The sequence below is a fragment of the Janthinobacterium sp. GW821-FHT03A03 genome (genome assembly GCF_059421435.1).
Genome location: NZ_JBWKUZ010000003.1, coordinates 268,342 through 282,576 on the forward strand (window position 1 = coordinate 268,342; position 14,235 = coordinate 282,576).

Below are 14,235 nucleotides of genomic sequence, written 5' to 3' on the forward strand. Positions count from 1 at the left end.
CCTAGAGGCGCGACGACGATGCCGGCTTCGCCACAGCTTGCGCCGGCTTGAACAGGTGGCTGATGCCCATCGTCAGCAGCGGACCGGCCAGCGCCAGGTAGGAGCTGTCCACGCCATACGGATTGCCCGCCAGGAACCAGCCGATGGTGGCGATCACGGAGACGATCACGCCGACGAAGGCGCCGCGCGGGGTGCCGAATTTCGGCGCGTAAAAGGCCATCAGCACCAGCACGGCCAGGGTGGCGCGCAGGGCCTTGCCGAGGAAGGCGATCATCAGCAGTTTTTCCGCATACAGCGCCAGCACCAGCGGCAGCAGGCCGGCCACGACGATGGCGATGCGCAGGAACATCAGCGATTTCGCGTCATTCTTCGCCTTGTTGTACCACGGGTCATAAAAATCCTTCATGGCCAGGGTGGCCGATGCCAGGGTGGTGGCGGAAATGCCGCCGAACAGGGCGCCGGCCAGGCCGACGATCATGATACTGGCGGAAAACGCCGGCATGTGCGCGATCAATGTCGGAAAGGCATCGATCGACTTCATGCCCGGATACAGCACGGCGCTGCACATGCCGATCAGGGCCGCCATCAGGCCGAACGGAATCATCAGCGAGGACACGTAATAGCAGGCGCGCTTGGCCACGGCCGGATTGTCCGTGCTGACCAGGGCCTGGATCACGTATTGCGTGGCGAAGATGGAACCGATGCCGCCGATCATCCAGGCGAAGATCTGGCCCCAGCCGATCTCGACCCAGTTGAACATCTTGGCCGGCAATTGCGCCTGCAGCGCGCCGATGCCGCCGGAGGCTTCCAGCGCATATGCGAGCGCCAGGATCACGCCCAGGTATTTGACGATGGAGTGGGCAAAATTGGTGTACACGACCGAGCGCATGCCACCCAGGCTGACATAGATCACCGTGATGGCGCCCACCAGCAAAATAGCCACGGTTTTATTGATATGCAACACAGCGGCCAGCACGGCGCCGCCGCTCGCGTACAGGGCCACGGCAACGATGCCCAGCGCTACGATGGTGAGGACGGAAGCCGCATAACGCACGGGCTCGCCGTAGGTTTGCGCCAGGATGCCGGAAATCGTCGACTGCCCGCTTTCCTTGTATTTCTTGACCAGCACGATGGCCAGCAGCAAGAAGCCCAGCGACAGCGCCACCAGGTTCCACGCGGCGGAAATGCCCAGTTCATAGCCCTTCTGGGCCGTGCCGATGCTGACGGAACTGCCGATAAATTCCGACAATAACAGCGCGCCGATCAGGTAAGCGGGATAATTGCGCCCACCCGCCGTCATGCCCTCGGCGCTGTTGGCATGCTTGCGCACGCTGTAGGTAATGTACGACATGAGGGCGAAATAGCCCACCGTGATCGCAGCGATGATGATCAATCTGTTTTCCATCCGTCTACTCCAAGTCTGCTTTTCTTATTATTATTTTTCAAGAAAGCTTCCCCTGCCGCATGCCGGACCAGCCGGTGACGGTGCTCAGAGGAAAGTCAAATTCCTGCCATACCGATACGGTACAGCAAGCCTCACAACAAAAAGGTCCGCAACTGTGCCGTAAACAAGTCGGCCGCCTCGACGTTCGAGATATGCGAGGCGGGCACGCTTGCCAGGCGGCTGCCGGCGATCCGCTGCTGCAGCCAGCGCCCGTCGTCGACAGTGGTCACGAGATCGTGCTCACCAGCAATAATCAGGGTCGGCACGGCTATCGTTGCCACTTGCGCGCGCAAGTCCGCCTGGGCCAGCGCTTCGCAGCAGGCCGCATAGCCGCCGGCATCCTGGCTGCGCAACGTGGCCGTCATGCGCGCCACCGTGTCCGGCTCGCGCGCAATCAACTGCGGCGTAAACCAGCGCGCGGCGGCGCCATCGGCCACCGCGGCCATGCCGTCGCGGCGCACTTGCTCCGCCCGCAGCTGCCACGGTGCGGCGGCGCCGATGCGCGCCGCCGTATTCGCCAGCACGAGCTGCGTCAAGCGCCGCGGCTGGTGTATGCCCAGCCACTGGCCCGTCAGGCCGCCCATGGAAATGCCGCAGAAAGCGGCGCGCGCGATATCGAGGTGGTCGAGCAGCGCCACCACGTCCAGGCCCAGCCGCTCGATGCCGAACGGCGCGCCGCCGCCGGCGGACTGGCCATGGCCGCGCGTGTCGTAGCGCACGACAAAAAAGTCGCCGGCCAGCGCGGCCGCCTGCACGTCCCACATGGACAAATCCGTGCCGAGGGAATTCGACAGCAGCAGGCAGGGTTTGCCGCGCTCGCCATCGGTACGGTAATGCAGGCCGATACCGTCCACCTCGCACGTTTTCCCGGCAGTGTCGTTGCCTGTATGCGTCATCACATGCCTCCCTCAGGAATCGTCGCCGCGCACCGACGAAGGATGGCGGCACAGCGGCATCACGTCGATCTGCATGTAAGGGAACAGCGGCAGCGAGGTCAGCAAATTATGCAGCTCGTCCACGCTGTCCACGTCGAAGACGCTGACGTTGGCGTACTGGCCGGCGATGCGCCACAGGTGGCGCCACTTGCCCTCGTGCTGCAGGCGCTGCGCCAGTTCCTTTTCCGTTTTCTTGAGCTGCGCCGCCTGCTCGGCGGGCATGTTCAACGGCAGGTTCACGTTCATGCGTACATGGAATAACATGACTTCTCCTTATTGACGCTGCATGGAACGCAGCTTGTCCATATCGATCTCGACGCCCAAACCCGGGCCCGTCGGCACCTGCAGCATGAAGTCGCGGTACACGAGCGGTTCGCGCAAGACTTCCTGCGTCAGCAGCAGTGGCCCGAACAATTCCGTGCCCCAGGCCAGTTCGGCAAACGTCGAGCAGACATGGGCCGTGGCGGCCGTGCCGACGCCGCCTTCGAGCATGGTGCCGCCGTACAGGCCGACGCCCGCCAGGCGCGCCACGGTAGCCACTTCCAGCGCGGGCAGCAAACCGCCCGACTGGGTGATTTTTACCGCATACACGTCGGCCGCGTCGGCTTGCGCCAGCGCCAGCGCATCGGCGGGGCCGTGCAAGGCTTCGTCGGCCATGATGGCCACGTCGAAGCGCTGCTTCAGGCGCGCCAGCGCGGCGCGGTTGCCCGCCTTCACCGGTTGTTCGATCAGGTCGATGCCGCCCGCTTCCAGCGCGGCGATGCCGCGCACGGCGTCCATCTCGCTCCAGGCCTGGTTGACGTCGACGCGCACGCTGGCCCGTTCGCCCAGCGCCCGCTTGATCTCCAGCACGTGGGCCACGTCGTCCATCACGTCGCGCATGCCGATCTTCAGCTTGAAGATGCGGTGGCGGCGCAGTTCCAGCATCTTTTCCCCCTCGGCGATATCGCGCGCCGTGTCGCCGCTGGCCAGCACCCAGGCCACCGGCAGCGCATTGCGCACGCGGCCGCCCAGCAATTCCGACAGCGGCACGCCCAGGCGGCGCGCCTGCGCGTCGAGCAGCGCCGTCTCGATCGCGCACTTGGCGAAGCGGTTGCCCTGGATGACCTTGCGCACCAGGGCCATCGCCTTGGCCACTTCGCTCGCTTCCATGCCGACCAGCAGGGGCGCGATATAGGTATCGATATTCGTCTTGATGCTTTCCGGGCTTTCGCCGCCGTAGCTCAAGCCGCCGATGGTGGTCGCCTCGCCCCAGCCCGTGATGCCGTCGGCGCAGCGCAGCCGCACCAGTACCAGCGTCTGCGTATTCATGGTAGCGACGGACATCCGGTGCGGGCGGATGGTTGGCACATCGACCAGGTAGGTCTCGATATTTTGAATCATATTTATTCCGTATAATTCTGTGGAGTAAGCATACGATATGCCCCCAATGCGGCCACGTCCAACACCAAGTTGGTATCAAACCTATACCTGAAAGGTATGAAGATGGAATTACGGCACTTGCGCTACTTCATCGCGGTAGCAGAGGAAAAGAACTTCACGCGCGCCGCGGCGCGCCTGCATATCGCGCAGCCGCCGCTGAGCCGGCAAATGCAGCAACTGGAAGAGACGCTGGGCGTGACGCTGATCGAAAAGGGCTCGCGGCCCTTGCGGCTGACGGAAGCGGGCGAGTTCTTCCTCGCCCACGCGCGGCCGCTACTGGACCAGGTGCGCGACCTGAAGGCCATGACGCAGCGCATCGGCAAGCTCGAACGGACCTTGTCGATCGGCTTCGTCGCCTCGACGCTGTATGGCGAATTACCCGATATCGTGCACCGCTACTGCGAACGCCATCCAGAGGTGGACGTGACACTGCACGAAATGACGACGGTGGAGCAGCTCAAGGCCCTGAAGGAGGGCCGCATCGACGTGGGTTTCGGACGTCTGAAAAGCGAAGACCCCAGCATCCGCCGCATCCTGCTGCGCGAAGAGCGCATGATGGTGGCCCTGCCTCCCGGCCATCGGCTGGCGCACGGCGAGGGAGGTCTGTGCCTGACGGAGCTGATGCACGACACCTTGCTCGTCTATCCGAAGTCGCCGCGGCCCAGCTTTGCCGACCAGGTGCTGGCCATGTTCAGCGAAGCCAATATCACGCCAGGTCCCGTCACGGAAGTGCGCGAACTGCAGATTGCAATGGGGCTCGTCGCCGCCGGCCAGGGCATCTCGATCGTGCCGGAAAGCGTGCAGGCCATGCATCACCGGAACGTCGTGTACCGCAAGCTGGACGACAAACATGCTTTTTCACCGATTCTGTTCAGCGTGCGACATATGGATCGCTCGCCGGAACTGGACGACCTCCTCGCCGCCGTGTATTCGATCTACGATGAACACGGCATTACCCACGTCAAGGAAAGCCTGTAGCGGTGACTACGCCGCGTCGGCCAGCAATTCCGGGCGCAGCGCGCGGATGCGTAGCTCCGTGAAATAGCCGCCCGCCTCGTTGTAGCGCAGGTAGTGGCGGCCACAGTCCAGGCAGCGCGCCACCTGGCTCAGGTTCGCGGGATAGTAGCGCGGCGCGATGGGCGCATCGGCGCTGTCATAGCGCGTACCGTGCGGGTGATACTCGTCAAACGTCGGTTCCTCGTACGGATCTGCGCGCAGGGTGCCGATTTCTTCAAACCGGTCCAGCTCCAGCGAAGTGGGCAGGCGTTGCCAGGCATCGAGCGGGACGGCGCAGCAGCTGCATTTTTGCGTGACGCCGGCCGACATGGCGGCCAGCGTGGACAGGGCGGGGAAGTCGATGAATATCATGTTCAGCCAAGGCAAAGGGGCGGCCCTTGGCAACGAGCCTGGCCGCACCCCTTATTCTAGCGCAGCCACATACGGCCGACACGCGGCCCACACTTTGCCAGCCACAGTTCCAGCAGCACCAACATGCCGGCGGAAATGAGCAGCAGCGGCATCAGCGCGCACATGCCGGCCGCCACCAGCCAGGCCAGCACGGACGGCGAGGTCCAGGCGCCCGGCAGCAGCTTGGGCAAGCCCAACGAGTCCGGCAAGCGCCGCTTGAAGAACATCACCCAGCCCGACACGAGTGAAAACAGCACGCTGGCGCCAAACAGCAACAGCAAGGCCTGGTTCCACCAGCCGAATTCGCCACGGTGGAACGGGATGCCGATGGCAGTCGCCTTGCCGAACGCCGTCTGCGCCTCCCAGCCCGCGTAATACAGGGGCTTGCCGCTGTAGGCATCGAATTGCAGGTCGAAGCGCAAGGTGGGCTGGCTGCGGTCGGCCATGGTGGCGCGCCACACATCGTCCTGGCTGGCCGGCGCCGTCAGCTGCACGGCGATGGCCGGCGCATGGCTGCGCGCCACCCGCCACGCATCCTGCCAGTCGAGCGGAGCGCCCTCCTCGATTGAGTGCAGGCCCCGCGGCACGGGCGGCGGCGCCTGGCCGCTGACGTCGCGCAGCGTGCGAATGCGCCCGCCCGCCTGCTGGCTCCACGTCAGGCCCGTCGTCAGGATCACGATGCTGACGATGCCGAGCGCGACGCCGAGAAAGGCATGCCACTGGCGCCAGCCATTGCGCCCCCGCGCGCCCCGCTTCGGCAAGCCCGCTTGCGCGCCGCGCGGCCACCACAGCACCACGCCCGTCACCAGCATCACCATCAGCCAGCTGGCCGCCAGCTCGATCATCCAGCGCCAGCCATCGTTTTGCAGCAGCCGCGAATGCAGTTTCTTCGCCCAGTTGCCGAAGCGTTCGCTGCTGGCCAGGCTGCCCAAGACGCGCGCATCGTAGGGATTCACATACACGATGACGGCTTGCGCGGGCAGGCCGAATTTTGGCTTGACCGGTGCGGCATGTCCGCCATGGCCCGCATGTTCATCCTGCGCGCCGCCGGGCGGCGCGAACGCCACCTGCACTGCGTCGTCCTGTTGAAACGGCGGCACCACGTGCTGCACCGCCCAGCCGCGCGGGGCCGCCCGTTCCGCCCCCGCCACGGCGGCGTCCAGCGGCAGCATGGACGCTTGCGGCGCCACGTGATCGAGGTGCTGGTACAGCCTTGCCTCGATCTGCGGCGTGAACACATACAAAATGCCCGTCAGGGTAGCCACCAGCGCGAATGGCGAGGCAATCAGCGCGGCCCAGAAGTGGATGCGCCAGTACAGGCTTTTGCGCCGCGCGATGAGAAAAGTTGCGTCGTCCATGGCCATCCTCACAGTGCGTTATAGGTATAGGACAGGCCCAGCATCACGCTGCGCGGCGCGCCGGGCGTGTACTGATTCTGGCTGTTCGGCGCATAGCTACCCGTGCCCGCATAACTGCTGCTGGCCGAATCGGCATAGCGTTTATCGGCCACATTGCGCACCTGCGCCCACGCTTCCAGCCCGCGCGCGACCTGATAGCTGGCGCGCAGGTTCAGCAAGGCGTGGCCCTTGTACTCCACCGTGTTGGCGTTGTTCATCCAGTAGCGGCCCTGGTGCACGGCTTCGACTGCGATACGCGCACCCGCCACGGGTTTGTAGCCGATTTCGACTGAGGTGACGTCGCGCGGCGCCTGCGGCATGGCGCGGCCGCTGTAATCGAGGGTACTGGAGACCTGGTAGCGCAGGTAGCGGTGGCGCGCGATGGCCGTGGCGAAGCGCGCATCGAACAGGCCGCTGTCGTAGTTCAGGCCCAGCTCCAGGCCTTCGCTGCGCGTGCGTCCCGCATTGCGGTTTTCGCTGTTCCCCGGCGAGAGCGTGTAGCTGACGATGGTGTCGCGCCCGTCGAGGCGGTACAGGGCCGTGTCGAGTTTCAAGCGGCCCTGCAAAAAGGCCCAGCGCAAGCCCAGTTCATAGTTGTTGTAGACGGACGGCTGCAGGTCGGCGATGCCCGTCTTGCCATACAGCTGGCTCACTTCGGGCGGCGTGAAGCCCTGGCTGACGTTCGCATACACGCTGCCCGCACGACCGATGGCATAGGTGGCGCCCAGCTTCGGGCTCACATGCGAAAAACTGCGCGACTCGTCGGGGGCGCCGTAATTGACGCTGCCGCCGGGCGCCAGCTTGTTGTGGTAATCGTAGCGGATGGCGTCAGAGCGGCCGCCCAGCACCACGCGCGTGCCCGCCAGCGGCGTCAATTCCCACTGCGCGAAGACGGCCGTGTTCAAAATGTCCGTCTGGTAGACGCGCACGCCCTGCGGATTGGACGCGTTGGCCAGCGTATAGCGCAGGTAGCGGCCCGTGGCGGCATCGCGCACGATGGAGAGATTGTCGCTGACAAAGGGATTATCGCTCTTGTCGACATACACGCCGGCGACCAGGCGCGAACGCAACCACGTGAACTCCTGCTGGTGTTTCACGTCCAGCCCCAGCGAATCAACGTGATTATTGTTGATGACGCCCTTGCACAGCATGCCCGCGCAACTGCCGATGGAGTAGGCGGGAATCTGCCCGTGGTCGTTCTTGCGCGTAAACACGGTGACGGTACTCGTGCCATTGGCAGTCGTCGCGCCCTCCCATGCCAGGTTCATGCGCGTCGTCTTGTCCTTGCGGTAGGTGAAGGTATTGAGACTCTTGCCGGGATTGCTGCGGTAATCGTTCTCGAACAGGCTGCCCGTCATGGCTGCATCGAGATCCGTGTGCACGATGGTGGCGCGCAGCTGCGACGCGGGGCCGAGCGCATAATCGGCGCGCAGCGAGAACGAATCCTTGTCGCCATAGCTGTACTCTTGCCAGTTATCGCGCGAACGGCGCGAACTGTAATGGGAAAAGCGCAGTCCCAGCGGCCCCCAGGTATCGCTGGCGGCCGTATCGTAGCGGGTGAAGCCGCCCACGTTGTCGCGCCGCACGCCCGCGCTTGCCGTCGGCGTGGCGCTGGCACCGGCCGTGAGGAAATTGACGGCACCGCCGACGGCATTGCTGCCGTACAGCGACGAGGCGGCGCCCTTCACCACTTCCACGCCGCTGGCCCCCGCCATGTTCATCTCGTTGAGCGAGTTGTGGTTGAAGACGCCCAGCGGGCGGATAGGAATGCCGTCTTCTAGGTACTGGTAGACGGCATTCGTGCCGATGGGCTGGCGGATGCTCATGCTGTGCTGCTCGTTGCCCAGGTCATTCCAGTACACGCCGGCGATGCGGTTGAGGATATCGCCCATGGTCCTGGGCTTGTCGCGCTCCAGGATTTTGGCGTTGACGACGCCGATCGCCTGCGGCGTCTCGGACAGCCACGATTGCGCGCGCGAGCCGGAAACGACGACCGTGTCGATGGCGTGGTCAAATTGCTGCGCGTGCACGCAGGGATAGGCCAGGGCGATGGCTGCCGCCAGCATCAATAATTTCTTGTTCATGTGATTCTCGTTTAAGTGTGCGGATGCGGGACGTCACACCGCAAGGTGGACAGCGCCAGCATTGAAAATGCAAAAACTTAAATGAGACCGGGCGGCGCGCGCGACTGCGCGGTGGACCAGATGAACAGCGGTGACGGGGACTGGTAGTACAGGGCCGGGAAGATGGCCGTGCCGCTGGCCACAAGCAACGGCAGCACGGGACTGGCCGGCGGCAAGCCGACGGAACCCGCATGCGTGGAACAGAAGGCGCAATGCTCCATCTGCATGACCTTGTCGCCGGACTTGCCGTCGACACCGCCATCATCGACCTGGACAAAACGGATGCCGGCCACCGAGCATATTTCTGCCCAGCCGGAGCCGGATTCCTGCTTGGCGCTGGCGACGGCCTGGGAAATCGACGGCGCGAGCGCCGCCAGCAGGATCGCGAAACAGGCGATCCAGGCGGCAAAGCGGCGCGTGAACAAGGTCATTCCCATGGCCGCATTTTACCAGCGGCTGCCGGGAGTGGGTAGCGGAAAGCGGTTCAGGCGGCCGGACAGGCGGCGTTGCCGTTGTCAAAAGCACGCACGACGCTGGCCGCATCGGCGGCGATGCGGTTCACGGCGCGGCGGTGACCGAGCACCAGTTCATCGTAGCCGGCGCCCACCTTTTCATTGGCGATCGTGCGGCAAGTGACCACCTTGTTGCTGGCCAGCTGGCGCACGCTCCACACGGCATCGATTAGCGCATACTGGCCCATCACGGACTCGAAACGCTGCACATTGGTGCTGATGCGATACACGGGCAGCTTGTCCGGGTATGGCGTGCGGAACACATCGATGGCGCCCAGGTCGTTCGTCACGGCCGTCGACAGGGCCTGGCCGATCTCGCCGGCCAGCGGCCCCGCCCAGCGCCGCTGCTCCAGCAGTTCGATGCGGCCCGATGGCGCCGTCACCACGAACTGGTTGCGGCTCACCTGCTGCGGCACGCTGACGGCCAGCACCTCGACATAGTATTTGACGGGCTTGGCCGGCTGCGCGTCGGCGCCGCCGCTGAGCGTGTAGAAATGCTCGGGCTGGGGCGTGGAGCAGGCGCCCAGCAGGATGGCCGCCAGCAGCGCGGCAAACATCGGCTTCATCATTTTTCATCTCCTTTTTTGCCACGAATCAGGGCCTCGGGGTGGCGCTCCAGGTAATCCGACAGGGCATTGAGCGATTGCAGGGTCTGCGTCAGCTGCTGCAAGGCCTGGCGCACGTCCGACTGCAGCGGCGAATCCTTTTGCAGCACCTGTTCGGCCGTGCCGAAGGTCTGCTTCGCCGCCGTCAGGGTATCGCGCATTTCCGGCACCACCTGGCCATCGAGCTGCTTGAACAGGGTATTTGCCTGCTTGATCGTGACGTTCAGGTTGTTGCCGATCTCCGCATACGGCACCTGATCGAGCTTGCGGGCGATGCTGGCGATCTGCGTCTGCAATTCATCGAGGGTATTGGGCACGGTCGGCACCTCCAGCGGATACCTGTGCGGATCGAGCGCCACCTTCGGCGCCTTCGGGAAGAAGTCCAGCGCAATGTACAGCTGGCTGGTCAGCAGGTTGCCCGTGCGTAGCTGCGCGCGCAAGCCGCGGCTGACCATGCGTTCGAGCAGCTGGTGGCCGGCCGAGCCTTCCGCATCGTCGACGGCCGCCTTGAAGCGCATGCCCAGGCGGGCCGGATACAGGTTGACGGTGACGGGCATGCGGAAGTTCTTCTTCATGGGGTCGAACTCAATGCCGACCGAGCGCACCTCGCCCAGCACGATGCCGCGGAAATCGACCGTGGCGCCGGGCTGCAAGCCGCGCAGCGATTGGTCGAAATAGAACACGGTGGTGATCGCCTCGCCGTCGGGCTCGCGCATGGCGCTGGCCTCGTCGGCCGCCAGGCGGTAACTGGTGCCGGCCGGCGCCGGTTCGACGGGCTTGCGGCCGTTTTCCGCCTCGAAGGCGATGCCGCCCACCAGCATGGCCGCCAGCGATTGCGTATTCAATTTGAAGCCGTTGGAATCGAGGCGCACGTCAACGCCGCTGGCATGCCACCAGCGCGCATCCTTGCCGACGAACTGGTCGTACGGCGCATTGACGAAGACCGACATGGTGATGCCGTTGCCGTCCTTGTCCAGCGCGAAGCTGACCACCTTGCCCACCCGCAGGCGGTGGAAGAACAGGGGCGAACCCACGTCGACGGAGCCCAGGCTATCGGCATGCAGGGTGTACAGCTTGCCCTTCTGGTCGCCGGCCACGGCGGGCGGACTCTCCATGCCGACGAAGTTTTCCTTCTTCTGCTCCGACTTGCCCGTGTCGACGCCGATGTAGGCGCCCGACAGCAAAGTGCCCAGGCCCGTCACGCCGCTGGCGCCGATCTGCGGGCGCACCACCCAGAAGCGCGAATCGGCGGTGGCGAAGCGCCGCGCTTCCTTGCTCATGTCGATCGTCACGAGCACCTTGCTCAAGTCGTCGCCCAGGGTGATGGCGCGCACCTGGCCGATATCGACATCCTTGTACTTGACCTTGGTCTTGCCCGGCTCCAGGCCTTCAGCGCTCTTGAAGCTGACCGTCACCGTGGGCCCCTGGTCGAGGATGGACTTGGCGGCCAGGCCGGCGCCGATCAGCGCGGCCAGCAGCGGGATGAGCCACACCAGCGACGGCAGCCAGCGGCTGGCAGGGTCCACATCAGGTTCGGGCAGCAGCGCTGCTGCTGGCGCGCCGGTTGCGGCAAGGTCGCCCGCTTCTTTGTCAGACATGCTGTTCTCCAATCACTGTATTGTTTCCGGTATTTGCCACCACCACGGGTTCTTCCTCGCCAGGCACCTGTCCGTCGACGGGGTCCCAGATCAGGCGCGGGTCGAACTGCATCGCCGCCAGCATGGTCAGCACCACCACGGCGCCAAAGGCCAGCGCGCCGGGGCCGGCCGTGATCACGGCCAGCGACTTGAAGCGCACCAGCGCCACCGTCAGGGTGACCACAAAGATGTCGAGCATGGACCAGCGGCCGATGAATTCGACCATGCGGTACAAAATGGTGCGCTGGCGGGGCCGCCAGCGCGAACGCCGCTGCGCCGTGAACGCCAGCAGCGCCAGCACGCCCAGCTTGAGCATCGGCACGACCACGCTGGCGATGAAAATGATGATGGCGAGACCTTTCGAGCCGCTGGTCCAGAACAGCACGACGCCGCTCATGATGGTGTCGTCCTGCGCGCCGAACAGCGATTGCGTGACCATCACGGGCAGCAGGTTGGCGGGAATGTAGAGGATCATGGCGGCGATCAGCAAGGCCCAGGTGCGGTTGATGCTGTCTGGTTTACGCACGTGAAGGGCCGAACCGCAGCGGGCACACTGCAAATGCTTTCCCGCGCCCTGCGGCGGCGCTACCAGACCGCAGGCATGGCAGGGCACCACCTTCTCACCGGGCGAGAAAGCCTTGTAGCGGATGCCGGGCAGCGCCTGGCGCGTCAGCTCGTCGCCCAGGTTCCACAGGGCCTTGGGGTCGAAGGAGACGACGATGGCCAGCAACAGGGTCAGCGCACCAAACGCAAACAGGCCTGGTTGCGGCACCACCGTGGCCAGGCTGGTCATCTTGACAACCGTGATCAGGATGCCGATCATCAGCACCTCCGTCATGCCCCACTCGCGCGCCGTCTGCACGGCGCGCAGCACGCGGTGAAAGCCGGGTACCTTCACGCCGCCGCGCAAGCCCAGCGCCACATACAGCAGCGAGCCGAGTTCGATGGCGGGAAAGAGGATGGTAAACAGGAAGACCATCGTCGCCACGATGTGCATCTGCTCGGACCACAGCACGCGGATGGAACCGAGCAAGGTAGCACTGGAGGTCAGGCCATTGACGTCGAGTTCGACGATGGAGAAAAACTGGGCAATCAGGAAGACGAACGCGGCGCCGAGGGTCAGCGCCACCACCTTGCTCAATTCGGCCGATGCGCCGCGCGCGTGGGCGCCGCGATACAGCACCGAGCGGCAACGGAAGCAGCGCGCCTTTTCGCGCGGACGCAGCGCACGTTTGCGGTACAGCACGCCGCAGTCATGACAGCTAATCAGGTCGTATCGGTGCACAGTGTGAAGTTTGCCGGCGCCCGCAGCGCGACTATCCCATGTCAATGCCAGCCATCATGACAGAATTGGCATTTTCCTGCACTACGGCACTATTCTTTTCCACTCGCCCGCAACAACGCCTCCACGGCGCGGCCGATCTGCAACACTGTATCGTCGGCGCCGGCCAGGCCGCAGATGCCCAGGCCCACGGGCAGCTCGCCGTCGGCATGGCAAGGCAGCGACAGCGCGCAGCCGTCGAGGAAGTTGATCACGCTGGCGTTGCGCAGCACCAGGCCGTTCGTGGCAAAGAAGGTGGCGTCGTCCGCTTCCAGCGGCGCGAGCTGCGGCGCCAGAATGGCCACGCTGGGCATCAGCCAGGCGTCGAACGGCGCCAGGCGCTGTTTCGCGATGGCGATCAGGCGTGCGCGCGCATCGAGCACGTCGATGTAGTCCGCCGCGCCCTGCTGCTGGCCGCGGCGGATACGCGCCGCCACGCGCTGGTCGTACTGTGCGCCCTTCTCTTCCAGTAACGCCCTGTGCCAGTGCCAGGCTTCCGCCGCCACCAGGCCGCCGCCGCCATTGATCGTCGGCAGCTCCAGCAATTCGGGAAAGTCAAACCGTTCCACCAGGGCGCCGGCTTGCCGCAGCTTGTCCAGCGCGGCGTCGAAAGCCTGCTGCACCTGCGGCTCCACGTGCGTGCCGACGTAGTCCAGGGTAAAGCCGAAGCGCAAGCCTTTCAGTGCCGGCGCCTGCGCGCCGATTTCATGGCCCGACAGCGCTGCGTACAAAATGGCGCAGCAATCGACGCTGTGCACGATGGGGCCGACCGAATCGAGGGAGCGCGACAAGGGCACAGTACCGTCGAGCGAGACACTGGCCGCCGTCGGCTTGAACCCGGTCAGGCCGCAAAAGGCCGATGGAATGCGGATCGAGCCGCCCGTATCCGTGCCCAGCGCGCCGGCCGCCATGTCCAACGCCACCGTGACGGCCCCGCCCGAGGTGGAGCCGCCCGCCACGCGCGCGCCGTCGTGCGGATTGCGCGGCGTGCCGTAATGGGGATTCAAGCCCAGGCCGGAGAATGCGAATTCGCTCATGTTGGTGCGGCCCAGCAGGACGGCGCCGGCCGCGCGCAGGCGCGCCACGGCAAGCGCATCGGCATCGGCGGACGGCGCATCGGCCAGCGCCAGCGAGGCGGCGCTGCTGGTTTGCCCCCTGACGTCGAACAGGTCCTTGATCGAAATGGGGATGCCGGCCAAGGGCGAGGCAACGATGCCGGCGGCGCGCGCCGCATCGCTGGCCCGCGCTTCCATCAACGCCTGTTCGCCATCGAGGCTGACATAGGCAAAACCGCCCTGCGCCCGGTGCGCCTCGGCGCGCGCCAGCATCTGCTGCGTCAATGCCACGCTGGTGATGCGGTTGGCGGCCAGGTCGGCCGCCAGTTCCCTTATCGTCTTCTTGCCAGTCACATCCATGCTGCCTCCCCCGATTT

Annotated in this window: 13 protein-coding genes; 1 reads left to right on the plus strand and 12 read right to left on the minus strand. The window is 65.0% G+C overall.

The genetic code is table 11. The features are described 5' to 3' along the window. Nucleotide 1: 1 nt before the first annotated feature. From AC07VI_RS10710 to AC07VI_RS10725, 4 genes are all read right to left on the minus strand, one after another. Nucleotides 2-1,405: a sodium:solute symporter family protein gene (locus tag AC07VI_RS10710; protein ID WP_086145136.1), complete on the minus strand. Its 1,404-nt coding sequence runs from the start codon at nucleotides 1,403-1,405 to the stop codon at nucleotides 2-4. A gap of 131 nt (nucleotides 1,406-1,536) precedes the next feature. After that, complete coding sequence (gene pcaD, locus AC07VI_RS10715; protein WP_099374737.1) at nucleotides 1,537-2,340, minus strand: 3-oxoadipate enol-lactonase; 804 nt, start codon at nucleotides 2,338-2,340, stop codon at nucleotides 1,537-1,539. Nucleotides 2,341-2,352: 12 nt separating this feature from the next. Further along, on the minus strand, nucleotides 2,353-2,643 hold the full coding sequence (gene catC / locus AC07VI_RS10720; protein WP_086145134.1) for a muconolactone Delta-isomerase: 291 nt from the start codon (nucleotides 2,641-2,643) through the stop codon (nucleotides 2,353-2,355). Between the two features lie 9 nt (nucleotides 2,644-2,652). Continuing rightward, nucleotides 2,653-3,762, minus strand: coding sequence for a muconate/chloromuconate family cycloisomerase (locus AC07VI_RS10725; RefSeq protein ID WP_086145133.1), 1,110 nt, complete (start codon nucleotides 3,760-3,762; stop codon nucleotides 2,653-2,655). Nucleotides 3,763-3,864: 102 nt separating this feature from the next. On the opposite strand from AC07VI_RS10725, the gene AC07VI_RS10730 reads away from it, so the two are divergent. Next, nucleotides 3,865-4,779, plus strand: a complete 915-nt coding sequence (locus AC07VI_RS10730) for a LysR family transcriptional regulator (RefSeq protein ID WP_099374785.1) — start codon at nucleotides 3,865-3,867, stop codon at nucleotides 4,777-4,779. A gap of 6 nt (nucleotides 4,780-4,785) precedes the next feature. Here the strand turns inward: AC07VI_RS10730 and AC07VI_RS10735 are convergent, their stop codons facing one another. The 8 genes from AC07VI_RS10735 to AC07VI_RS10770 form a co-directional block, all read right to left on the minus strand. Beyond that, nucleotides 4,786-5,169, minus strand: a complete 384-nt coding sequence (locus AC07VI_RS10735) for a hypothetical protein (protein ID WP_086145173.1) — start codon at nucleotides 5,167-5,169, stop codon at nucleotides 4,786-4,788. A 56-nt stretch (nucleotides 5,170-5,225) separates the two neighbouring features. Then, nucleotides 5,226-6,566 (minus strand): PepSY-associated TM helix domain-containing protein, encoded by a 1,341-nt coding sequence (locus AC07VI_RS10740; RefSeq protein ID WP_086145172.1) that lies wholly within the window; start codon nucleotides 6,564-6,566, stop codon nucleotides 5,226-5,228. 8 nt (nucleotides 6,567-6,574) lie between these two features. Continuing rightward, nucleotides 6,575-8,689 carry a TonB-dependent receptor family protein gene (locus AC07VI_RS10745; protein WP_226936060.1) on the minus strand — a complete coding sequence of 705 codons (2,115 nt, stop codon included), beginning with the start codon at nucleotides 8,687-8,689 and terminating at the stop codon, nucleotides 6,575-6,577. 77 nt (nucleotides 8,690-8,766) lie between these two features. Then, nucleotides 8,767-9,165 (minus strand): DUF2946 domain-containing protein, encoded by a 399-nt coding sequence (locus AC07VI_RS10750; protein ID WP_226936058.1) that lies wholly within the window; start codon nucleotides 9,163-9,165, stop codon nucleotides 8,767-8,769. A gap of 47 nt (nucleotides 9,166-9,212) precedes the next feature. Further along, nucleotides 9,213-9,809, minus strand: coding sequence for a PqiC family protein (locus AC07VI_RS10755; RefSeq protein WP_226936056.1), 597 nt, complete (start codon nucleotides 9,807-9,809; stop codon nucleotides 9,213-9,215). Next, on the minus strand, nucleotides 9,806-11,443 hold the full coding sequence (locus tag AC07VI_RS10760; protein WP_086145131.1) for a PqiB family protein: 1,638 nt from the start codon (nucleotides 11,441-11,443) through the stop codon (nucleotides 9,806-9,808). The genes AC07VI_RS10755 and AC07VI_RS10760 overlap by 4 nt, the downstream gene beginning before the upstream one ends. Beyond that, nucleotides 11,436-12,728, minus strand: a complete 1,293-nt coding sequence (locus tag AC07VI_RS10765; protein WP_492992635.1) for a paraquat-inducible protein A — start codon at nucleotides 12,726-12,728, stop codon at nucleotides 11,436-11,438. Before AC07VI_RS10765 ends, AC07VI_RS10760 begins: the two co-directional genes overlap by 8 nt. A 128-nt stretch (nucleotides 12,729-12,856) precedes the next feature. Beyond that, nucleotides 12,857-14,218, minus strand: coding sequence for an amidase (locus tag AC07VI_RS10770; protein WP_492992633.1), 1,362 nt, complete (start codon nucleotides 14,216-14,218; stop codon nucleotides 12,857-12,859). Between the last annotated feature and the right edge of the window lie 17 nt (nucleotides 14,219-14,235).